This is a genomic window from Fuerstiella marisgermanici, assembly GCF_001983935.1.
In the GTDB taxonomy this organism is placed as follows: domain Bacteria; phylum Planctomycetota; class Planctomycetia; order Planctomycetales; family Planctomycetaceae; genus Fuerstiella; species Fuerstiella marisgermanici.
Genome location: NZ_CP017641.1, coordinates 4,863,572 through 4,886,128, shown reverse-complemented (window position 1 = coordinate 4,886,128; position 22,557 = coordinate 4,863,572). Strand labels below are relative to the sequence as shown.

At 55.6% G+C, this 22,557-nt stretch carries 16 protein-coding genes; 3 read left to right on the top strand and 13 right to left on the bottom strand.

The window, feature by feature from the left end:
• Nucleotides 1–53: 53 nt before the first annotated feature.
• Complete coding sequence (locus Fuma_RS18230; protein ID WP_145944242.1) at nt 54–1,184, top strand: sulfotransferase family protein; 1,131 nt, start codon at nt 54–56, stop codon at nt 1,182–1,184.
• A 34-nt stretch (nt 1,185–1,218) separates the two neighbouring features.
• Here the strand turns inward: Fuma_RS18230 and Fuma_RS18225 are convergent, their stop codons facing one another.
• From Fuma_RS18225 to ffh, 13 genes are all read right to left on the bottom strand, one after another.
• Nucleotides 1,219–6,597, bottom strand: a complete 5,379-nt coding sequence (locus Fuma_RS18225; protein ID WP_077025387.1) for a bifunctional serine/threonine-protein kinase/formylglycine-generating enzyme family protein — start codon at nt 6,595–6,597, stop codon at nt 1,219–1,221.
• A gap of 66 nt (nt 6,598–6,663) precedes the next feature.
• The gene (locus tag Fuma_RS18220) at nt 6,664–8,031 is read right to left on the bottom strand and encodes a glycosyltransferase (protein WP_099091814.1); all 1,368 of its coding nucleotides are present in this window, start codon (nt 8,029–8,031) and stop codon (nt 6,664–6,666) included.
• 50 nt (nt 8,032–8,081) lie between these two features.
• Complete coding sequence (locus Fuma_RS18215; RefSeq protein ID WP_077025386.1) at nt 8,082–8,648, bottom strand: hypothetical protein; 567 nt, start codon at nt 8,646–8,648, stop codon at nt 8,082–8,084.
• A gap of 82 nt (nt 8,649–8,730) precedes the next feature.
• A complete protein-coding gene (locus tag Fuma_RS18210) occupies nt 8,731–10,035 on the bottom strand; it encodes a C1 family peptidase (RefSeq protein WP_145944241.1) in 1,305 nt (434 codons plus the stop codon).
• Between the two features lie 118 nt (nt 10,036–10,153).
• Complete coding sequence (yidC, locus tag Fuma_RS18205; RefSeq protein WP_077025384.1) at nt 10,154–12,346, bottom strand: membrane protein insertase YidC; 2,193 nt, start codon at nt 12,344–12,346, stop codon at nt 10,154–10,156.
• Between the two features lie 442 nt (nt 12,347–12,788).
• Nucleotides 12,789–13,535: a metallophosphoesterase family protein gene (locus Fuma_RS18200; RefSeq protein ID WP_077025383.1), complete on the bottom strand. Its 747-nt coding sequence runs from the start codon at nt 13,533–13,535 to the stop codon at nt 12,789–12,791.
• Between the two features lie 378 nt (nt 13,536–13,913).
• Nucleotides 13,914–15,113 (bottom strand): VCBS repeat-containing protein, encoded by a 1,200-nt coding sequence (locus Fuma_RS18195; RefSeq protein WP_077025382.1) that lies wholly within the window; start codon nt 15,111–15,113, stop codon nt 13,914–13,916.
• 2 nt (nt 15,114–15,115) lie between these two features.
• The gene (locus tag Fuma_RS18190; RefSeq protein WP_077025381.1) at nt 15,116–15,601 is read right to left on the bottom strand and encodes an EVE domain-containing protein; all 486 of its coding nucleotides are present in this window, start codon (nt 15,599–15,601) and stop codon (nt 15,116–15,118) included.
• Between the two features lie 11 nt (nt 15,602–15,612).
• The gene (locus Fuma_RS18185; RefSeq protein WP_077025380.1) at nt 15,613–16,008 is read right to left on the bottom strand and encodes a YraN family protein; all 396 of its coding nucleotides are present in this window, start codon (nt 16,006–16,008) and stop codon (nt 15,613–15,615) included.
• Between the two features lie 628 nt (nt 16,009–16,636).
• Nucleotides 16,637–17,023, bottom strand: coding sequence for a 50S ribosomal protein L19 (gene rplS / locus Fuma_RS18175; protein WP_077025378.1), 387 nt, complete (start codon nt 17,021–17,023; stop codon nt 16,637–16,639).
• Nucleotides 17,024–17,065: 42 nt separating this feature from the next.
• On the bottom strand, nt 17,066–17,749 hold the full coding sequence (gene trmD / locus Fuma_RS18170) for a tRNA (guanosine(37)-N1)-methyltransferase TrmD (RefSeq protein WP_077025377.1): 684 nt from the start codon (nt 17,747–17,749) through the stop codon (nt 17,066–17,068).
• 8 nt (nt 17,750–17,757) lie between these two features.
• Nucleotides 17,758–18,156, bottom strand: coding sequence for a 30S ribosomal protein S16 (gene rpsP / locus Fuma_RS18165; RefSeq protein WP_077025376.1), 399 nt, complete (start codon nt 18,154–18,156; stop codon nt 17,758–17,760).
• 88 nt (nt 18,157–18,244) lie between these two features.
• On the bottom strand, nt 18,245–19,726 hold the full coding sequence (ffh, locus tag Fuma_RS18160; protein ID WP_077028394.1) for a signal recognition particle protein: 1,482 nt from the start codon (nt 19,724–19,726) through the stop codon (nt 18,245–18,247).
• Nucleotides 19,727–20,176: 450 nt separating this feature from the next.
• Between ffh and Fuma_RS18155 the strand changes: the two genes are divergently transcribed.
• Both Fuma_RS18155 and feoB read left to right on the top strand, forming a co-directional pair.
• Nucleotides 20,177–20,458 carry a FeoA family protein gene (locus Fuma_RS18155; RefSeq protein WP_158521053.1) on the top strand — a complete coding sequence of 94 codons (282 nt, stop codon included), beginning with the start codon at nt 20,177–20,179 and terminating at the stop codon, nt 20,456–20,458.
• 11 nt (nt 20,459–20,469) lie between these two features.
• Nucleotides 20,470–22,557: a ferrous iron transporter B gene (gene feoB, locus Fuma_RS18150; RefSeq protein ID WP_158521052.1), complete on the top strand. Its 2,088-nt coding sequence runs from the start codon at nt 20,470–20,472 to the stop codon at nt 22,555–22,557.

The following is a 22,557-nucleotide window of genomic DNA, read 5'->3' as shown; positions in this document are numbered from 1 at the left end:
CAATACCGTGTCGAAACGGGTGACGGCGACCAGTCGTGCCGCCATTTCTAACCATGAAGGGAACGATTTCCGTGAAGTACTTTGGCCCTGGCTGCCTCGCTGGCATCACGCTCACAGACTGGCTGACGTTGCTTGCGCAGAATGGGTTTCGGGTGTCGCCCCGCTACTGGGCCAAAGCGGCCTTCATCTCGGCCAGCAGTGTTGTGACATCTATCCTACGGCCGATTGAAACTCGCGCATATCACCAGCGGTTGCAGCAGTCGGATCCTGAGCCGCCGATCTTCATTGTCGGTTGCTGGCGGAGCGGAACCACGCATTTGCACAATCTGCTGTGTCTGGACGATCGTTACGCGGCGCCCAACATGTATCACACGATGTATCCGCACACGTTTCTTTTGACGGAATCCTGGCTGCGGCCGCTGTTGGATTCCATGACGCCGCGCAAACGCTTCATGGACAATATGCCGCAGGGCTTGCAGGAACCTCACGAAGACGAAATGGCATTGGCCATCACGACTCTGCGGTCCAACATGCTAAGCTGGGCCTTTCCTCACAATGCGAATCGCTACGATGCATACCTTGACTTCGCGACGGCGACAGACGACGAGAAGATGCTATGGGCCGAGTGGTTTAAGAAGTTTGTGAGCAAGGTTGCCTTCAAAACTCAGAAGCGAGTCGTCCTGAAATCCCCCAACCATACGGCTCGCATTCAGATGCTGCACCAGATGTACCCGGATGCAAAGTTTCTGCATATTCGCCGCCATCCGTGCGACGTATTCCGCAGCATGTGCCACATGGCTCGCAAGGTTCAGCCGGTTTGGGGGCTGCAGGTGCTTCCGCCAGATCAGATTCCAGAGATGGTCATTGACACCTATCGTCGCCTGTACGATGCCTACCTCGATCAGGTTCAGTTCGTTCCGGAAACGCATCGTCACGAAATCGCTTACGAGGATCTGGTATCAAATCCCGTCGACGTTCTGGAAAGTGCCTACGCAGTATTGAGCCTTGGCGACTTCGCGGCCGTAAAACCAAAGCTGGAAGAATATGCGGCGGCCAACGCGAGCTACCAACGTAACGCTCACGCCGAATTGCCGCCCGAGGATTTGAAGCGACTGCACGACCAATGGGACCGCTTTTTCACCGCGTGGAACTACGATTTGCCTGTTACCGAAACAGCGAAGTAGTAAGCGGCGAGTTATCGGATTGCGGTCGTCGCGGTCATTCCTTCGGCAATGTCCGCGCGATACGAAAACCGAAAAACGGGTTCGCCCGCGACGAATACGGCCGACCGTAATTGTCGCGATGGCTGGCTCGCGAGACCGACGGATGGTACAGATGGTCTCCGCCTCGAAGCTGCCGCGGTGCGCTGTATATGCATTCTTTGATGTCTACCTGATCTTCCACGTCGTCGATCTTGAACTCTGCTTCATTTTCCAGGTCATGTCGATTCTGACAGAACTCCATAACGTTGCCGAGTATGTCAAACATGCCGAAAGCATTCGGACGCAGACTTCCGACAGGATGCAGCCGGGCCAGACCATTGGCTGACGAATTCGACGCGGTCCAGGCATGAGCGTCCAGAAGCTGACCGGTTTGCCCGAAGTAATGCTCCGTTACGGTGCCCGCTTTGCAAACGTATTCCCATTCCGCCTCCGTCGGCAGCCGGTAGCCCGTGCGAGACAAATAGTCGTCTGGTACCTTCAGGAGGAAGCCAACACCTGGTTCCGTTTTTAGCTTGATTTCGTCCAGCGGCGGGTAACACATCTGGTCTTCGGGAATGTTCTCCTGTTCGCTTAGCCAACGACAATACGCCGCCGCATCAACCCAGTTGACGTTGTTCGCCGGTGCATCCGGTTCGCGGCTGTGCTGTTTGACGTACTCAAAATCGCTACGGTATTTCAGAAATTGTTCGACCGTGACTTCTTTTGTGCCAACCGCAAAACTGCGTGGGATTTTCTTTGTCCGCAGACGTTCCTGAACGGCAATTCGGTCTTTGGTTTGAGGTAGCGAGCCCATTTGGTATTCGATAGGTCCGCGGACGACGGCCAACGTCTGTCCCTGGCTGTTGACGACCCACTGACGATCCTCGGCCACCTTTGCGGTGCCTTCTGCGACAGACGGAACTTCCAGTCCCGCTTTGCGGAACAGGAATTCACAGGCCGAATGCACGCCACTATCACCGTCTGTTTGGAATAGCTGCGTGATGTGATTAACGAGCTCAGTTCGCGCCGCGGCGCCGAGTTCTTCCAGATCAAACTCAGCAAGAGCGACCAGCAACGCTCGACGAATACCGGTGTCAGATTCGATCAGCAACCGGTCAGTCAGTAATCTGATTGGACACTTGAGCTTCGCCAGGCGATCAATCAGCAGTGCGGTTAGCCGGGGGTCCGGCTGGTGCTGCAGAAGCGGCCACAACGGTTCCGTGACGTTTAGGTCAGCCAACGCGATGGCGGCATTGGCTTTCTGACTCGCGACTTTATCCTTGTGAGCTTCATTCAGTGGTCTGGCCCAGACGGACGCAGCGACGAAACCGGTTTCTCCGTGAGCGACCGACATCGACCACGGACGGAAACCTTCGGCGGCAAGTTGCTCGCATTCGATCAGGTGCTGGTCCAGATCGACACCATGCACTTCGCGCGTTTCGAAGGCCGTGCCGTCCCACCATGCGGCGGAATACGACGGGGCATTGTCTTCGCTGGCAAGGCTGATTCGCACATCGCGTTGAGTCCACCCGTTCGTGTCTTTGCGGCTTTGCTCATACGCCACCCCAGTTTCGTTCCATGCGTCTTTGCGGCGAGGTTCATGCCATAATCGCCAGCCGACTGCGGTGTACAATAGTTCGTCGCCAACGCTACGGACCTGAAGATTGGTTTTCATCGCGAAGCCCTGGTCGACCAGTGACGAACGAGCTTTGTCATGTTCGGCTTCCGGAACGGCGACATACATCTTCGCGTCCGCGATGTCTGACCACTGCTCTGTCCACACGGCGGCGAACCAGTCTTCGAATTCGCCCGCGTCGTTCGACTGGCGCAGGTACGCGACATCGACGGGCCACTTGCCGGCTGCGTACTTTGTTTCGTTTTCGGCCGTCAGTTCTGCTGCAGTGGTACCGTAGTTAATTTCCCACGGTTTGCCGTCGCGTTTCCAGACGGCAGCAACCACAGTGCCTTCCGGACCTGAGAACGGGCGGAAGCAAATCGGACGATAACCTTTGGCCGTGAGTTGATCGGCAAACGGACGGAATTTCTCCAACGGCATGTTCTGGCAGAACGCGAAGTCCGGCGTCAGTGTTCCTGAACTGCTCTGAATCGTTTGCTGGTCATTGTCATCGGGCACAGTGAAATTGCCTCGATCAGTATCTTCCCAGCCAGGCCCAGCGGCTTTCGCAAGAATGTTTTGCAGCAGCGGGATGGACTTGTCGCGGTGTTGTTTCAGGTATGGCAGCACAATCGCAAACTGGGCTGCGTCCGCATCGACAATCAGGTTGCTCAGAAAATTTGGATCGTCCTGATGTTGTTCAGCCAGCACGATCACAGCATTGGTTCTCTGATCGACTGATCGAGTTTCGTCCTGAAACACGGCGATCAGCGGAGACTTCAGCGTTGCAGCGACGGGATCCAGCAGGTGTGACCATTTGACCGCCTGCAGCGTTGGTTCAGTGACAAGCTGCGACGCCACAAACGAAGCGGCGTCAGGCCAGCGATCGTTGTTGGGATCGGTTTGAGCCAGCAGGCCGAGTGTTCGCAGCTTTTGTCCCGCGGCGGTGGCAGGTGCGTCCACAGCGTCCCAAAGACTGCGTGATTGGGGCAGGTTTTCTTTCAGAAGTCGCTGGCTAATGAGCTGGACTTCAGCAGGTTCCGAGTCGGCCGCGCGGCCAACCAGAAACGTTGCCTGCTCCGGGTCGTGAGGAAGCAGCGCGAGGCTTGCGTACATCGTAGCTGGCGACAAACGGTCGTCCGTCTCCAAGACATTCCGCAGGCTGCTCGCGGACGTTGCTGATAGATTTTGCAGCCCATCCAGTAACTCGGGGACTTCGTCAACATCGGCGGCCAGTAACGAAGAAATTTGAGCGGCCGCGAGGTCGTTTTGGTGCCGATGGTTCATCTCCGATTTCAGCCAGAAGACGCCGATTGACAGTACAGCCGTTAGCAGCGCTGAAGACAACAGGCTGCGAACGTGCCGCTTCGTCGCCGCGCGCATGACGTCTTGTTCGCGGTCTGTTCGTTCCGAACGTTTCGTCCACCAGGCAATGCGGGCCCATTCCAGCAGCGACGGAAGTTGCTTTTGTTCCTGTCGAGTTGCCCACATGTCGGCGCGTTCCGCCAACACCAATTGGGCACGACCACGCAGAGTCTCTCGCTGACGCCTAGTGAGCCAGTCTCGCAATGAACCAACCAGGAAATCGTGCGAAAGTTGATAGCTGCTGACTTCCTTGTTTTCTCCTGTTGAGCTGGCAGGACTATCAGTCGGTGAAATCAACCTTAGCGAACCATCCAACAGTTCAATCAACTCAGCAAACTCGCGTGGACTATCCGCGTAACCAGACACTTCCTTCAGCTCAGCCACCGAACGCCGATGCCCCTTCAGGTCTGACCCGGCAACAGGTAGCAAAGCCTGCAGGACGGCTCGCGCGGCCTGTTCGTGAACTCGCCGTTCCGGCGGCGTCGAAGGACGATTGAATGTGTCTTCCAGAAAAGCGACGCCCAATTGAGTTGTTCCGCCGAGTTGTCTAAGTTCGGTGGTCGACCAGGGCCGATTTTTCATCATTTCGGCGAAGACGGCCAACCGGACACTCACGACCAGCCCTTCCTGAGCCAGGCTTTGTACGGCGTCTTCAAGAAACTGATGTTGATCCGCTGTGATGTCGGTTTGTTGCTGAGGGAGCCGACCAAAAGCGACTCCGAATGAAGTGAGTACTTTCTTCGCGTGAGCTGGATCGAACAGATCGACGGCGGCCGAGTTCCAGCCTTCGACGATGTTCACTTCTACTTCTCTCATCAGGCGAGTTGCCGACATCCAGAAGTCATCGCGCACCAGCAACAGGCACCGAACATGCGGGCCGTCACACTGACGCAACGCCTGCACGAGTTCTGATTCGGCCAGCGGTCGCGGCACGTGCAGCCATTGTTCAAATTGATCGATGACGATCAGAATGCTGCAGTTCAGCGGTTGGTATAGGCCTCGCCGCAACCCCGTCATTGCATCGGTCAGCGACAACGATTCGGGAATTTCAGGAAACCGCTTTCTTAACGTCTGCAGCAATTGTGATTCGGTGAGCTCGCGAGTCGCTTCCAGAAAGATCGTCTTTACGCTGTCATTCAGTCTTGGCAGTAAGCCTGCCTTGACCAGTGACGACTTGCCGCAGCCGGAGGGGCCATAAATCAGGCCCACAGAAAATGACTTGCCGACCTGCTGTTCTTCGACTCGCGATTTCCAAAACCGCAGCGATTCCGGCATGCCACTGCGATCGCGTGGCCCAGGCAGCAGATGCAGAAAAAAGTCGGCATCCTGTTCTTCGAACGAACGCAGACCCCGCGGAACGACCACGGGGGATTCCACATCCGGCCGCGTAGTTTGTTGAGCGATGTCGGCAGTGGCTGATGCGGACGAACGCGACGGCGTCTTGTCGATTTGAGTGACCGTCTGGCCCGAGCGGCTTTGGTGCTCGTCTTCCTCATCCAGAAACAACTGCAGATCGGCCGCAAAGTCGGCTGCCGTCGGGTAACGCTGCGAAGCACGTTTTTCGATGGCGCGAAGACAGATTCGCTGCAGCTCAGGCGGAATGCTGTCGTCAATCAGTCGCGGTGGCGTCGGATCGACGTATTCGATCTGATGCAGAACCTCAACCGTACTGTTTCCGACGAACGGTTTGCGTCGAGTAAGCATTATGTAGAACACAATGCCCAGGCTAAACACGTCGCTGCGGCGGTCGACGCGATGCCCTTCTCCCCGCGCTTGTTCGGGGCTCATGTAGGACGGTGTGCCTGCCTGAAAGCCATCGACTTCGATGCGACCTTCTCGCAACGCTACGCCGAAATCCACCAGATAAGGTTTGCCGTTGTTGTCGATCAGCACATTGGCCGGCTTGATGTCTCGATGCACGACGCCTTGATCGTGGGCAAAGTGCAGAGCCCTGGCGATCGTGATCGTGAGTTCGCAGATCTCTCGAAAGCTGCCCTGGCCATCACGACAAACTTCTCGCAGCGTGACTCCTTCGATGTACTTTGACACCATGAAGATGCTGCCATCGTCCGCCCGGCCAATGTCGTACACCGGCACGATGTGTTCGTGGTCCAGCGCCGCGACCATGCGAGCTTCTTCCAGCCACGCGGCGGCCTGGCGATCGTCGACGACACGATGCGGCACTTTCACCGCAACCTGACGATGCAGTTCGTTATCCTGCGTCAGATAGACCCGGCCGAAGCCGCCCTTCCCGAGAACTCGGATCACCTGGTAGCGACCGATTGCTGCCGGGATTACAGATTCGTCGAGTTCCATTGTTTTCACCGGCGGCAGAAGTTCGAACTCCGCCAGCGATTCAGCGTCGGGACTGAAATCGGCAAGAAACGTCTTCTCGGTGGGGTCGAAGTTTTTCATGCATGTTCCGCTGAAAGCATTTATCAGACCGATTTCGTCGCTGCGGATGCGAGGATAAGTTTTCCGTCATGGCCGCAGCGCCAGCTTCCGCAACGACTTGGCATTGCCATGCACTGCGCAAATCGAACCTGCTTCGCTGGATTGTACTCGCCCATCACTGGTCACTCGCACACTGCCGCGAGGCCGGTCGTGCACACAGAAGTTCCACGTCGGTGACACTTCCTGCCAACGCGAACGATCCTGATGGCAGTACAAATTTAACGCCGTTTGATCTCCCCAGTCTGTTGAACCCAGTAGATCTCGCGAGTGCTTTAACCGGTTGGCTGTACGAAAGTATTGTAACAACGCAGAGGCCGTTCCTGCACCGAAACCGCTGTTCAGGTACGGGTTGGAGGTTAGCAGAGAGAACGCTTGTTCACGCTTCTGAGGATCATGAATGGACAGGCACCAGTTTTCGACCGCCGGATTTTGCGGATACCGCGTGGGTTCGCGAACTGCGAGAAGCTGATTCGGATGGTCCTGAGTCAGCTGCCACAACGGATCCAGACGTCCCTGAAACAAGACGTCCGACGCGTCCCACCACGCGACCGGAGTTTGCGGCGGAAGTTGTTCGACGATATCACCGAAGTCGTGCAGGCGTCGTACCGGAGGCAGCTGTCCATTTTGGGTTCTACGGATCACGGTAACGCCGGGCAGACCGCACAGCATCCTGTTTTCGCCGGGATACAAACCATAACCGACGACAATCACTTCCTGCCGATTGCCGGACGCTCGTAAAGTGCGCAGAAACTGATCGCGAAACGCTCGCACGTCGCGACGGTTAAACGCAACAAGAATTTTCGCACTGGCGGAGTGTGATTGACCTGAAGAAGCAGCGTCGGCTGCCGGTGTTTGCCCAGTCGTACGCACCACGGCGTTCTTGTTCAGATGAGTTGCCTTGGCGCCTGGCAGGTATTCAATCCGGGTTCCGGACCGCCGCATATCGAGGCACCGACACAGACATTCGCACTTGTTTTGTTCACAACGAAACGGATCGCGTGGCAGAAACGCTGTGCGAAACAGAGTGGCTCCCATCGCGATATGACGCGATGGTCGCCGGTGGCCGCAATCGCCCAGATAGTCAGCTGCGAACGCTCCAAAGTCCGGGCGGCAGGTCAACGCGTAATGCAGTCGAGCGATGCAGTCAGATTTCAGCACGACGTCGTCGTCGAGAAACATCAGCCAGTCGCCCGTAGTCTGTCTCACGGCTTGATTGCGAGCTCGCACGATGGTTTCAATGCGGCTGCGGTCCGAAGGTCGAGGCGTACCGACAACCCGATGAATCCGAAGGTCGACATGTTGCTGCCGTTGAATGGCGTCCTCGACCTGGGGATGCAGGTCATCCGCTGTTCGCGTAAGGATCGCCAAATCGATGGTCGGTCGGTCAATGAGCACGGTACAGTCCTCCGTTTCCGTGGCAGATTCAAACGCATTTCGCGCTGCGCTTAGCAGCCACCTCCGCAGTTGCCCCCGCCGCCGCCACCAGCGCCACCACAGCAATTGGCGCCGCAGCACGCTGGGCTCGGAAAGTCATCGCATTCGTCGTGCAGGCAGCCGACCTTTTTCAGGTTGTAATGACTGACCGACCGATCTTCCGGCAGAGGCGGATAGTATTCTGCATTCTCTGCGGCGGTTAAACCTGCTTTTGTTTCCAGCAACGACTGAGCATCTTCGCGCACAAAGAGGACCCCATCAAATCCATCTTTGCCCACGAACTGTTCCACTTTTTTGCTGACGGCCTTAGGCCCTGCAAACCATTGGCCGTTTTTCAGATCGCCACGTTGACCGGCATCCGGAACGAAGATGGCTTTCACGTCTTCCAGAAAGAACGTGCGAGTGATGGTGACTTTGGGTGAAATTTCCTGAGTCGCTTTGACGAGCGTGATTTGATTAAACGCCTTGCCACTGACTTCGAAGGTAAGTTGCGACACGCCCGGCAATCGAGGCGGCACGGTCACGGTTCCTGCGAGGTACATCTTCTGCAAGTCGGCTTTGCTGGTCTTGTCGCTCATTGGCGGCCCCTGATGAAATTAGTTTAAGTGATGCATCAACCATACTACTGGTTAGCCCCCACAGCAACTAATTTTGAGGCAATCACAACTCCGTCCACCCTTCATCGATATCCAGCGTGAACACCCGCCCTCGAATCGTTGTAATCGATAACGGACCTTGACTGCGGTTGTCGCGCAAATCGATGATTGCTGCATCTTCTGAATTCGGAACCACAACTCGCGACCATTTACCCTGGCCAGTGTTGAACTGAAATAGCTGCCCCTTGCGAGTTAGCGCATGTATAGGTGTGCCCGTCGTTGCAGCGATCATGATCACTTCGGAATTTGGAGGCAAACCTTTGTCCAGGTGACTCCAAACCGCCTTGCGATCATCGTTCAGCACTTCGACGACTTCGTTCAGCCGCGCAACCAAATGATCTTTACGCAGCAGGAAGACGGCTTGATCGTTGCACGCAATGTCTTCAACGCGCCAAAGGGCGGGTGATAAGCGGCGACTGTCATTCTTAATTCCAACTTCGTGGTTGGCATCCAACTGAAAACGGACGGTTCCCAACTTGTGCTCCATTGACGCCATCGCTGGTAACCCTTCCTTGATCTTCAGCACACGAGCTACAAGACACCAATATGGTGAAACGTCGGTGCGGTCTCCGGGGATGTTGAGCAGGTTGTCGTAATGAACCCAGCAGAACCCACCGTCCTTCCATTCGGTGCCGAGGCTGTTCATAACAAGGACCGCTTGTTTCGCATCGTCATAGCCGACTGCCGTCACGGCGTGAGGGCCGTATTCTTCGAAGTCAGCATCCATTTGCTGAGATGTCTTTTGCCATCGGAATGGTTCAGACAGTGCTTCGCGACGGTTGAAGACCTGATCGTTGCGAATCACCAGGATGACTGGAAAGCCGCCGCTAAGATGGCGTCGGATTTCAGTGAGGGATTCTACTTTTGCGTAACTCTTTGCCTTATACAAACCGGCTTCACGGCGAGCAGCAGAATCGGCGAGTGCTGAATCAAGTGGCATGGTTTCCAGCGACGCGCAACCTTGATTCATCGCGAAGTTGATTGCCGCGTTGATGTCGAGGCCGTCGTCGTTATCTCCAGCCAGTTCGCTGTAAACAAACGACGGGCTGAACAGGTCGCATTTCCGTGTTGGCTGAGTTATCTGGCGTTCCTGGCAAATTTGGCACGAAAAGCTGACGTACGCGAATGACCACGCCACGCAATCGTTCTTTGTCTGCTTCTGAGGCGCCGGTAAAAAGGCTCGAAGGTCGACGCTCGCCGGGCCTTCGTCGAACTGATGAAAACCTCGCTGAGTGTCCTCAGCCAGCGACACGCCCATGCAAAGCAGCAGGCTTAAGACGTTGCGCAAGCACAGGGATATTGCACGCATTTGCTGGGCGCTCCGAAATCAGTCAAAAAGGGAGGTCGAGAAGCGTTCGGGGATGGGTTTCGTGGTCAGGGTTCGAACCCAGAGGACCGGAAACTCATCGCTGGAACGCTTCTCAATTTTATCGCCCTTTCCTCTTGCCGCCCGTCTTCTTGCCGTCTTTATCCCGTTTTTGCTCGGCTTGTTTTTGAGCTTCTTCAGCGGCTTCCATCAGCTTCGCGAAGAAGCCCTGCTTCTTTTCTGCCTGCGGCGGAGCGTTTTTTGACGAGGATTGCCGGCCTGAGTTGCCGTTCTTTTTGTTGCCATTCTTTTTCGTGTCGGACGTTGGATCCTTCACGGTGACGGATGGCTGGTCGTCGTCGCCCAACGAAACGCTGGCTTTGCCGAGTAGCTTGCGTTCAGCAATCCCCCACAAGCTGGAGCAGATGAAGTACAAGCACAAACCGGCTGGCTGGTGCCAGAACATCGCTCCGAACATGAACGTCATCATGTTCATCATCTTCTGAGTCATCTCAGCCTGTTCATCGGCCGGCGGCGGCATGAACAACTTTTGCTGCACAAGAAACAGAACGACTGTCACCAGAGGAAGCACGTTGATATGTGGCCCAACGATGGCTGGCATCGCAAACGGGAACTCAAACAGTGCATCGGGGGCCGCGAGGTTGTCGATCCACAGGAACTTCGACATCCGCAGATCGACGGCGGTGTTCAGGCAGGAATACAGGCCAATGAAAATCGGCATCTGAAACAGAAGCGGCATGCAGCCGCTAAGCGGATTAATGTTGTGCTTGCGCCACAGTTCCATTTGCCCCTGAGCGACCTTCTGTTTGTCGTCCGGGTACTTCAGCTGCAGCTCTTTAATTTTCGGCTGCAGTTCTTTCATCTTAGCGGCGCTAATTGCCTGCTTGCGAGAAATCGGAAACATGCAGCCTCGCACCAAAGCCGTCAGGCAGATGATGGCCAGGCCATACGGCAGTCCGAGTCCATGAAACGTGCTGAGCAGGAACTGCATCAGCCGAACCAGCAGCCCGACCAGCCCCAGCGAAATGGTGTTGAAGAACCCCGTGTCGATGTCCAGTACGCGCTTCGCTTCCATCGGCGGCGGATCCAGAAGATCGCTGCGTTTGGGGCCAACAAAGAACGCAAAGTTGCGAGTCGCGGAATCCTTCTCACCTTTCGCCTGTAGCTCAATTGGTGTGGACACGACGCGAAAGCTAATGTCGCTTTCGTTCGTGTTGGAATCGTCTTTCACAACAAGGATCGGGTAGGTTCGTTCGATCCACTTGTTCGCCATGCGCTGAGCTTCATCGCGTCCGTCCAGCGGCGCCATCAACGCCGCGAAAAACTGCACGTCGACGCCCGCGTAGCGAATCGCGCCAGTCCATGGCTCCTTCTGCCGCACAAGCTGCCGCAGTTCTCGCGTATTCGGAGACACACCCTGACTGCGCGCTTCTGCCAGAGTCGTTTCGTACAGGTCGACTACGTCGTTGGCGCTTAGCGTGACGTCATCGTCTTCGCCCAGGAATTCCAGTTTGATGTCGCGGTACTTCCGCGTGTGCGCTTTGTTTTCAAGGACGACGCCGACGGGCCCCTGCAGTTCGAATTCAACGGTGCTTGGTTCGTCGCTGAGGTTCTGAATCGTCAATTCCATTTCGACCGTGTAACCGGCCGCATTGGTTTCGAACTCCTCCGACATGTCCTTTTTGTTGACGTCGACTTTACTAAGTCGATACTGCTTTTCGACTCGCAGCTTTCCGTCGGGAGCTTCGTACGCGAATGTGGCTTGTGACTGGTCTGAAGACACAACTTCCCAGCTCGCCGTTTCCAGCGACTGGCCATGCTTTTTCAGTTGGTCGTCGATGCCGGATATAGCCGTCGAGAATGTTCGATCGTCGGCGGTTGTTGTCCCAACAACAGTCACCTGCTTGTTGCGATCATCCAGTTCTTTGAACTTGGGATCAGTGATCTGAACCGATTCAATAGCCGCGCCGACGCTGCTGATTTCTGCCTGCAGAAAGTAGCCGCTGTCCGGTTCAAGCGATCCGAGTGTAATGGTTTTCTGAGGGTGGCTGGCGGGTTTCGCGGCTGCTTCCGGAGCGTCAGACTCAGCCGCTACTTCAGCGCCGTCTGGAGGCTCTTCAGCCGATTCGTCAGCTTCGTTGTCGTCGGCTAAATTTCCGTCAAGCACCCCTTCCGGTTCTACGGCGGCTGGCTTCACCGGGCGTGGAAAGAACTTCGGAACGATGATCGCGTTATAGAGGTACGTGAACGCGAAAAAGAAGACCAGAAAGGTGACGAAACGTCGGTTGTCCATGACGGGATCTTACGGAGTCTATGCACCGATTGTGCAGATGTAGAATTTGGTCTGAGCGAGCGTGACAACGGTCCGGCGGCCCGTCGGAAGGCCGGTCACCCGGCCAGCACCGTCCGCGTTCCGGTCCGCATCTAAGTGAAAGTGCAGTTCGTCCGACGCAGGAATTTCCTGGCACAAACAAGTCTAACCGGGCTGGTAGGATACCGTGCAGACTGACTGTGGTCATTTCCACGCACCGCGTTCCCTGGAATGCGAACGCTTTCCTGCTCAAAACGTCAGATCAGCCGCAGCTTTGGCAAAGTGGGTAAACGCCCCAAGTTCTGTTCTGACCGCGAATCAGGCTGCAACTTCGTTCCGATGTACACAGACGGCAATCAACCGCGGTTGCAGAGTATCTGTTGGCCTTGTGAGGCGATCGCTAAGAACTGGACAGGAACGCCGTTTAGCGCCCTTCACGCAATCGGTCGCCCAGGAAGTTGTCTAGGTCCGGGATGTTGTAGATTTTTTCCGCCGTCTTATCGATGTCGTATTCAACGCGATGGAATTCGACCAAATTGCCGTCCACCGTGACAAAAGACGATCGAGGATCGTTGTTGCGGGGCTGGCCGACTGATCCAACGTTGATCATGACCTTCTGGTCATTTAGTTCGTACTTGAAATCCATTTCGGCTGGGTCCAGAAACTCAAGGGTTTCTGTAAAGACGCCGGGAATGTGTGTATGCCCCTGAAAACAGTACTGCGGAACCAGCGCGAAAATCTTTTCCATCTTTACCGGGTTGTAGATGTCGTCAGGAAAAACATATTCGTTGAGCGGGTTGCGAGCTGACCCGTGGACATACATTGTTTTTTCGTCATCACTCATATGACGACGGTTCAATTCGCCGAGAAATTCCCATCGGTGTTCTGCTTTGGGGCCAGTCGATTTCTCCAGCACCGTTCGTGTCCAGAAAATGGCTCGTTCAGCGCCCGCGTTAAACCCTTCCGGATCAAACAGTGCCGCCTGGTCGTGGTTGCCCAGCAGGCACATGTCCAGATCCATCACGCGATCAATACATTCGCAGGGATTGGGACCGTAGCCGACAATGTCGCCGAGGCAAAAAATCTCAGTAATGCCTTTGGATTTGATGTCTGCCAACACCGCCTCCAAAGCTTCGAGATTTCCATGAATGTCGCTGATGAGGGCTCTCAAGGTTGGTTTCCTTCCGCAGCTCGCTGCCTGCAGATTGTTTTTCAGTTGGGCGGACTGTTGAGCCGCAAAAGCGGCCGGGCATGGTAAAAGAGGGCTATCTCTATCAATCGACGCAGACGATGGGGGGCGTGAAGCGGCAGTCGTTCATTTCAGGAATCGAAATATCGGAATCCAAAATCGCTGTTCAGGATCAAATAATCCCAACTTAAACACCAGATCCATCAACCCTGCCAAATGGTCACAAGTCAATGCGAACTGAGAAGATAGGGGGAGCCGGGGAAGTTTAAGGCGAGATGAATCTGCCAACAAGCCGCGAAGGAGCGTTGGCGGCCCCGGGCCACGATTTCTCATTCAAAGCACGAGGCAACAGTGCTGCATTCAAGGGTTTTCATACCAAATCACGCCGAGGTTGCCTCTTTCTTCGCAGGTTATCAAATCCAGGTCCCCGTCCTGATCCAGATCTCGTAATTCGATCCTGTCAAACTTTATACCGCGTTCGGTCCCACTGACGTCATGAAACGTCCATTTTTGCTGTGATTTCGTTTTCGCTGCGGGATCCCGCGACGCAGGTGATTCCAGCCAGAACACACCCGTCTTGCCCTCGGAGTGCTCACATGTGCATGCGAGGTCGGGGTGTCCATCCTGATTTAGATCGCCGATCGCCACGCCTTTTCCGCTTCCGACGTTGGCTGGACGATCGATTTCCTGCATCTGCCAGACTTTGGTCACATCGTCACCGGGCGTCAGTTTCAGAAGGCCACCGTCTTTGGTGTTGCAAACCGCGATGAGCTGTTCGTTGATCCGCTGCACGTCAAGAAACATGACTTCGCGATCCAGCCCACCAATTGAGTGATCGACCCACTTTTTCGAATCTGCTGCGGGTCGTTGTTCCAGCCATCCAGCACCGCGATGGTCGCCCTTTCGGTCGGAGTACACGATGTCTGCATCGCCATCGTTGTCGATATCGAAACGTCGCAGCGACATGATCCAGCCGCACTTTCGCACGGTCGTCAGCACATCTGCGTTGGTCTTGTTCTGCCACATTGCGATACGGCCGTTCGGAGCCTTGCTGCCGATCATTAACACAGCAGTTTGCGAATTCATTGGAGCGAGCGGTTCGCAGAACATCCAGTTTGTTTGTCCCGCTGATGCTTTCACCGCATGAGTTTTCCACTGGCCGGGATCGCGCACGGCAGACGCTGTGCCGCCCGGATTGAGATGGAAAAACACCGTCCGCTGTTTGCCTTCACAGCAACTTACGACATCCAGCCAGCCATCGGCGTTGACGTCTGCGAAGACGGCGTCTTCTGGTGACTTCACACGGCCGACTTCAATCGAAGGCCATGGTAACTTGATGCTGTCAACATCAGGCTGAAAACAGATGCGTATACGCCCGCCTTCTTCCCAACCTGTGACGATGTCTTCGCGACCATCGCAATCGGCGTCTCCCAAACGAACTCCGTCGGCTCCACGCGATGAGTTGTCGATCGTATGAAGAGGCCATTGTTCGGCTGCGAATGCGGCCTCAGTCAGCACTGCGAGCAGCAGGATCACAAGTGGCTGTTTCACGCGATTCATATTCACTGCACTTTCACACCTGCAATCTCATGCACGGCTAGCCATTCGTCTTCTGTGACCGGCGTTATGGAGAGCCGGCTGCCTTTTGCGAGCAACTTCATACCTGCGGTGGTCTTGTCTGCCTTGAGCTGTTCTCTGGTCACCGGGGTTTTGAAGATTTGAGTCAGCTTGATATCCACCATGAACCAGCGGGGATTGTCGTCGCTGCTTTTTTCGTCGAAGTACTTGTGATTTGGGTCGAGTGCAAAGTGATCCGGGTAGCCGTCCTTTACAACCTGAGCCGTGCCGGCGATGACCATCGGGTCGACGCGGCTGTGATAGAACAGAACACCGTCTCCTATTTTGATGTCGTCGCGCAGCATGTTGCGCACCTGATAGTTTCGCACTCCTTCCCACGAAGTGCGTTTCCCTTTTTCGGCGGCCAGATCCTGAATGGAGAATACGTCCGGTTCCGATTTGAACAGCCAGTAGCGGCGTTCAGTTGTCATCACAGGTCCCTTTAACTGTAAAACTGGCCATGCCCGGTGGCTTCGAATGCATTTTCGAAATGCTGAATGTCCGGCTGCTTGCTGTCTTTTGGCCAAACGACGGACACGATATCAAACCGCCCTGAGTGCTCCAGTCGCTTGTGTTTCTTTAGCCAGGCCAGAGCCAGATTTGTTAGCTTCTGCTGCTTGCGACGATCCACGGCTTCGAATGGCTGGCCGCTGTTGGTCGACGTGCGCGTCTTCACTTCCACAAACACAATCTGCTTGCGATCCATGGCGATGAGGTCGATTTCACCGAACTGGTTTCGATACTGGCGAGCCAGAATCCGATACCCCTTGCCTTTTAGAAAACGCGCCGCCGCTTTCTCGCCGTTGTCTCCCAGAAGTTTGTGCAGGAAGCGTTTCATGCGCCATTCAGTTAGTGAAAATCGTTCGCCAATATGCCCACACGAGATCCGGACGGTCAACCGACTCGGATAGGATAAACAGGAGGAGCAGTGCATAAAGGCATGACGCAGTTGCCCCCAGAAAAATCAAGAGCGGATGGGCAGAGTGCCTGACGCACCCAACTGCGAGTCCAGTCCCGACACCAAGCATAACTGCTTTGGTAATGATTTCAGCGTTGGAGGGAATTGAGTGGCCCATGCTCGGCGTAAAACAAGAGAGCATGAGTAACGACACGATGCCACCGAGTGAAGCCGCTACTATACGTTTGGGATTTGACTCATCCGGCTTTTCAAGCATGTCGTTTGCGTCTTAAGGCAAGTCGTCATCCAACCTAATATGCTGCACGCGCAGCAAAAAGGGCGATGATCTGAAGACAGAAGTCTTCAGAGCATCACCCAATTGTGCTTGTCCACGCCGACGATTGCCAGTCAGCGCACTATGACTCGTGTCTGATGGACAAAATCACCGAGTTCACGCATGCCACGCGCCGGTGGATTGCCCCCAGCGACCAACGGGAGCACCGCCGGCGCTTCGGCCCTCGCACGTTCACCCGATCACCACGCCAGACGCCCGTCGGGGCATCCCGACCTATTTCTTTTTGGCGTTGGGATCGACTTCCCATGGCTTGGCTTTGCGTTCGCGAAGGCGAGTTGCCTTGCCTGTTCGTTCACGCAGGTAGAACAGCTTGGCTCGACGCACGCGGCCGTGTCGTTTGATTTCGATCTTAGCGATCTTGGGTGTGTTCACGGGGAACGTTCGTTCCACGCCTTCGCCAGCCACAACTCGGCGGACGGTGAACATCTCGCCGGTTCCGTGGCCGCGTCGAGCGATCACGACGCCGCTGAAAATCTGGACGCGTTCTTTGTTGCCTTCCAGAATTCGAGTATGTACGTCGACGGTGTCGCCGACGGCAAAGTTAAGCGGTTCTTCTCGCAGGCTGGACTGCTCAGCGATATCAAGAAGCTTGTGTCTCATGGTTGAATTCCTCAATACTGGTCCGCGCGACGGACCCGGCCTTTATTTGTCGAGCAAATCAGCTCGTCTTTGTTCCGTACGTTCTAAACTCTGTTCATGTCGCCACGCGGCAATCGCTTCGTGATTTCCGCTTAACAAAATCTCCGGCACCGCCATTCCTCGAAATTCCCGAGGCCGCGTGTACTGCGGATGCTCCAGCAGGCCGGATTCGCTGAACGAATCGTATCGCGCGCTGGTTTCGTCACCTAGTACTTCCGGAATCAGCCGGATCACCGTATCAATCAACATCATGGCGGGCACTTCTCCGCCATTGCAGATGAAATCGCCTGCCGAAACTTCCAGCGGCTGGAGACCTTCCCGGATTCGATCGTCGAATCCTTCGTAACGCCCGCACAGAATAATCAGCCGTTCTTCTTCTGCCAGTTCTTCCACTAATCGCTGATCAAGAGTTCGCCCCTGCGGACTCATCATGATCAGCTTTGACGGCCTGTCATCCAGAGCCACGACCGATTCGACACAGTCGAAAATCGGCGGGCACATTAACAACATGCCGGGACCGCCACCGAATGGCTTGTCGTCCACTTTCTTATGCCTGCCTTCCGCGAAGTCGCGAAAGTTATGAGTCTGAACATCGACCAGCCCACGCTGGATCGCCAGTTTCAGGATACTCTGTCCGAGATAACTGTCGAACAATTCCGGAAACAGGGTCAGGATGTCAAACCGCATGGTGGCTGTTACTCGCCGCCTTCTGCTGCCGGAGTTTCTTCAGCAGCCGCTTCGCCGCCTTCGGCTGAAGCTTCTTCTGCAGCTGGAGCTTCCGGAGTTGGTTCTGGTTCCGGAGCCTTTGGTTCCTGCATCGGAGGTGGTGCGGCTGCCGTTCCGAACTTGCCCTTCTGCACCTTTTTGATCAGGGCATTGACTTTTTCGGATGGCTGAGCACCCACCGACAGCCAGTAGTCGATACGTTCCATATTCAGGCTGACTCGCTTTGACTTGTCGGCAACCGACGTGTCATAGAAGCCAACTTCTTCGATAGCCTTGCCATCACGCGCCCGCTGGCGGTCCATGATGCAAACACGGTAAAACGGACGGTGCTTCCGTCCCATTCGTTTCATTCGAATTCGAACTGACATTCACTACTCCTGAGGTGCAGCCGGACTCAGGCTGAGTCTGGCAAGATGTATCTGAGTTTACTCGACTTTGCAGAGTCGAGCGACGGAACTACTTTCTGCGGTTTCTTTTCTTCGCCTTTTTTGCGTCTTTACGCTGCTTCTTTCGCTTGTCTCGGATCTCAATCACGTTGGTTGGACCGCGTTTGCTGCGAATTTTCTTTTCCTGAATGCTGGCGTTGGGATCCATCATGCCGCCGTCTGCCATCTGCTTGACAGCTTTCATGCGGTCCTTCATGCCCATATTGGACATTCCCTGCATCATTTTGCCCATCGCCCCGAAGTCTTTGAGCAGCTTATTAACCTCGGCCGGTTCGACGCCACTACCACTGGCGATACGGTTGCGGCGACTGCGGTCGATCGTGTCCGGGTTGTTGCGTTCATCCAGCGTCATCGAATTGATGATGCCTTCGATTCGGACCATGTCGTCTTCCGGGTTCATATCACCCAATTGATCGACAACTTTGCCCATGCCCGGAATCATTTTCATGACTTCCCGCATGGATCCCAGCTTTTTGATTTGCCGCATCTGTTTGCGGAAGTCATCCAGCGTGAACTTACCCTGCTGCATCTTCTCCTGCTGGGCAAGCATTTCGTCTTCGTCGAATTCCTGTTGAGCTTTCTCAACAAGAGACAACACATCGCCCATGCCGAGAATTCGGCCCGCCATCCGGTCCGGATGGAATTGCTCCAGCCGGTCGAGCTGTTCGCCCACACCGACGTATTTGATCGGAACGCCGGTAACAGCCTTCACGCTTAATGCGGCACCGCCGCGGGTGTCGCCGTCCAGCTTGGTGAGAATCACACCATCCAGCTCAAGCGCTTCGTTAAATGCTCTGGCACTGTTGACGGCGTCCTGCCCCGTCATTGCGTCGCAGACGAACAGGCAAGTATCCGGAGCGACGCGGTTATCAATCCGCTGCAGCTCCTTCATTAGCTCGTCGTCAATACCCAAACGGCCGGCGGTGTCGAGAATCACGACCGTCGCGCCGCTGGCTTTCGCCTGCTTCACTCCGTTGCGACAGACCTGAACCGGATCGCTTTTCGCTGGGTCTTCGTGGTAGACCGGACAGCCAACCTGGTCGCCGATCACCTTTAACTGCTCAATTGCCGCCGGGCGCTGAAGGTCGGCGGCGACCAGAAATGGCGATTTGCCATCTTCTTTCAGCATTTTGGCCAGCTTGCCGCAGGTGGTTGTTTTACCACTTCCTTGCAGACCACACATCATAATGACGGTGATGCCGTCTCGTTTGATGGCGAGCTGGTGATCGCCTGCCATCAGGTCGATCAGGCACTGATTGACGATTCCGACGATTTGCTGGTCAGGCCGCAGCGACTTCAGCACTTCCGCGCCGATCGCCTGCTCAGTCACCTGTTTCACAAAATCCTGCGCAACATCGAACGCGACGTCGGCTTCCAGCAGTGCAGTACGCACCTGCTTCATCCCGTCGCGGATATTCGCCTCGGTGATCTTTCCACTACCGCGGAAAGCCGAAAAGGCGTTCGTCAGACCTTCTGTGATACCTTCAAACACGAAATTAGCCAGATACAAACATAACCAGAGCGAGCTTCGCAGTTCGCTATTGGAAACCTAGATCGGTTCCCGGCGAAGCGTAAGTTGCTGCTATCAATGGATTTATTTACGCGAGCGTTAAAGTGCCGTCGCACTGCTGCTCCAGCGCTCGAAGAAACCCAGCAAAAACGAATCGGGGATACTACCGTCACCCTTTCTCTCTGACAAGCCGTTCAGCGGAATTCGCTGGGTTGGGACTGGAAACTGCAACACTTGGCCCTGAGAAGGCCCCGCACGCGTCGTTTCTACCGGCGGGAATTGCGAAAACCGGCGGCCGCAGTGTTGGAATCCCGTCGAACGCCCGATACAATCAGTGGCTGAGATTGAGTCTCAGTAACCGCTTCGGCGTCTGGCTGGAAGCAAACGCGAAAGATGTAAGTGCCTGCCTCACAACCCTTTGGGTATCCTGCCGTGACCACATCCAAGCTCTCTGATCTAGTGAATCCTGGTTCCTTCTTTGTTGAAGACATTGAAGATCGTGGCGACGAGACAGTCCGCCTGAAACGACTGGGCATCTGTGAGAACCGTCGGATTGACGTTTTGCAGACCGGCGATCCGATGATCGTTCGCGTTGTTGGTTCACGAATCGGCGTCTCTCGATCGCTGGCTCGCAGCATTCAGGTGACTTCGGCGGTAACTGAAGTCGTTCCGGCCATGGTCATCGAGGAAAACGCACTCGCCGGGATGGCCTGAGTATGTCGGTTGTGGACACTAAACGCGCGACGGTCGCTTTGGTGGGAAATCCGAATGCCGGCAAGACTTCGCTGTTCAACCGGCTGACAGGTCTTCGAGCTCGCACAGCGAATTACCCGGGCATTACGGTCGATTTGCGCAAAGGCACAGTGGCTTTACCCGGCCAGTCGGCCGAATTGATTGACCTGCCAGGCCTGTACAGCATCGATGCGCTCAGCCCGGAAGAGCAGGTTGCCAAGGCCGTGCTGCTGGGCGAAATTGATGGGGCGGACGTACCAGACGTTGTGGTGTTGGTTTTGGACGCCACCAATTTGGAACGCAACCTGTTTCTGGCCAGCCAGATTTTGGATCTGGAACTGCCAACGGTTGTCGCACTAAATCTGATCGATGCCGCCACCGCAGCCGACATTCGCATCGAAGTCGACAAGCTGGCCGCAGAGCTTCACTGCCCCGTTGTGCCGGTCAGCGCCAAGACGGGGCGCGGAGTGCCCGAGCTGAAGAAGCTGCTGCACGAGCGGCTGTCATCGCCTTTGCCTGTCCTTCAAACAGAACATCAAAGCTGCACCACGGGCTGCACGGGTTGCCAGTTTTCTGCTCGCTATGACTGGGCTGAACGAGTTTCCAAGGCAGCCGTTCATTCTCCCGATATGCTCGGCCGTCGCACGGCTGCTGTCGACAAACTACTGACGAATCCTGTTGTCGGCGTATTCGCGTTTCTAGCTGTGATGCTAGGCGTGTTCTACCTGATTTTTTCCATGGCCAGCGTGCCCATGGATCTGGTCGACGAGACCTTCGCGTCGCTTGGGGAATGGGCCAACCAGCAGCTGCCAGAAACAATCAGCAATCGCGCACTGTGGTTTGGCGGAGTGTTTGCCGTCAGTATGAGTCTGCTCGCGGGATCGTACTGGGCGGCAAGGATTCGCTGGTCGCGCACAAGTACGGCGATCGCGATTGTGACGTCGGCAGTCGTAGCGCTGCTGCCATTGGAAGACTTCCGCAGCTTGCTGGTTGATGGTGTTATCGGTGGCATTGGCGGAGTGCTCATTTTCCTGCCGCAGATTTGCATTCTGTTCTTCTTTATCTCGCTGCTGGAAGACAGCGGCTACATGGCGCGAGCTGCTTTTGTGATGGAACGGCTGATGCGTTTTGTCGGGCTTCCCGGCAAAGCATTCGTGCCAATGCTGTCGGCTCACGCGTGTGCGATTCCCGGCATCATGGCGGCTCGAGTCATCGAGAACTGGCGCGACCGACTGGTCACCATTCTGGTGCTGCCGCTGCTGACCTGCTCGGCTCGACTGCCGGTCTATTCAATGATCGCCGCGCTTCTGTTTGCTGAGTCTCCGTTTAAAGCGTCGCTCGTTTTTGTTGGAGCGTACCTGCTGGGGATAGGAGCCGCACTGTTTTCAGCTTGGTGTTTGAAGAAGACAATCTTGAAGGGCGACGCGATTCCGCTGGTGATTGAATTGCCTTCGTATCGTATGCCCAGCCTGATCAATTCGCTGCAGCTGGTTGCCGAGCGTGGCATGATCTTTGTGCGACAGGCAGGCACTGTGATTCTGCTGATTTCGGTGATTCTGTGGGCGTTGGCGACCTACCCCAAACTGCCGGACGCTCAGGTAGAACAAGTTGCGGCAAACGCCGGAGCGAACGCCGAACAACAGGTGGCTCAGGCATCGCTGGCCTATTCCGTGGCGGGGCGAGTCGGCAAGTTGTTCGAGCCAGTCTTCCGGCCACTGGGCTTTGACTGGAAGATCAACGTCGGCGTGCTGACCTCATTCGCCGCGCGAGAAGTGGTCGTGTCGACTCTCGCGATCGTTTACGGCATCGGCGAGGATTCTGCCGAGGACGAAGCCACGTTGGTTGAGACCTTGCGGCGGCAACAACGTCCTGATGGCACGCCCGTCTTCAACATGGCGACCAGTCTAAGCCTTTTGGTGTTCTTCGTGCTCGCGATGCAGTGCTTGCCAACTCAGGCAGTCACCAAACGTGAAACCGGTTCGTGGAAATGGGCAATGCTGCAGCTCGGCTACATGTCCGGCCTGGCGTATGTCGCGGCGTTGGTCACGTATCAAGTGTGCACGCGAGCGGGCCTGGGCTGA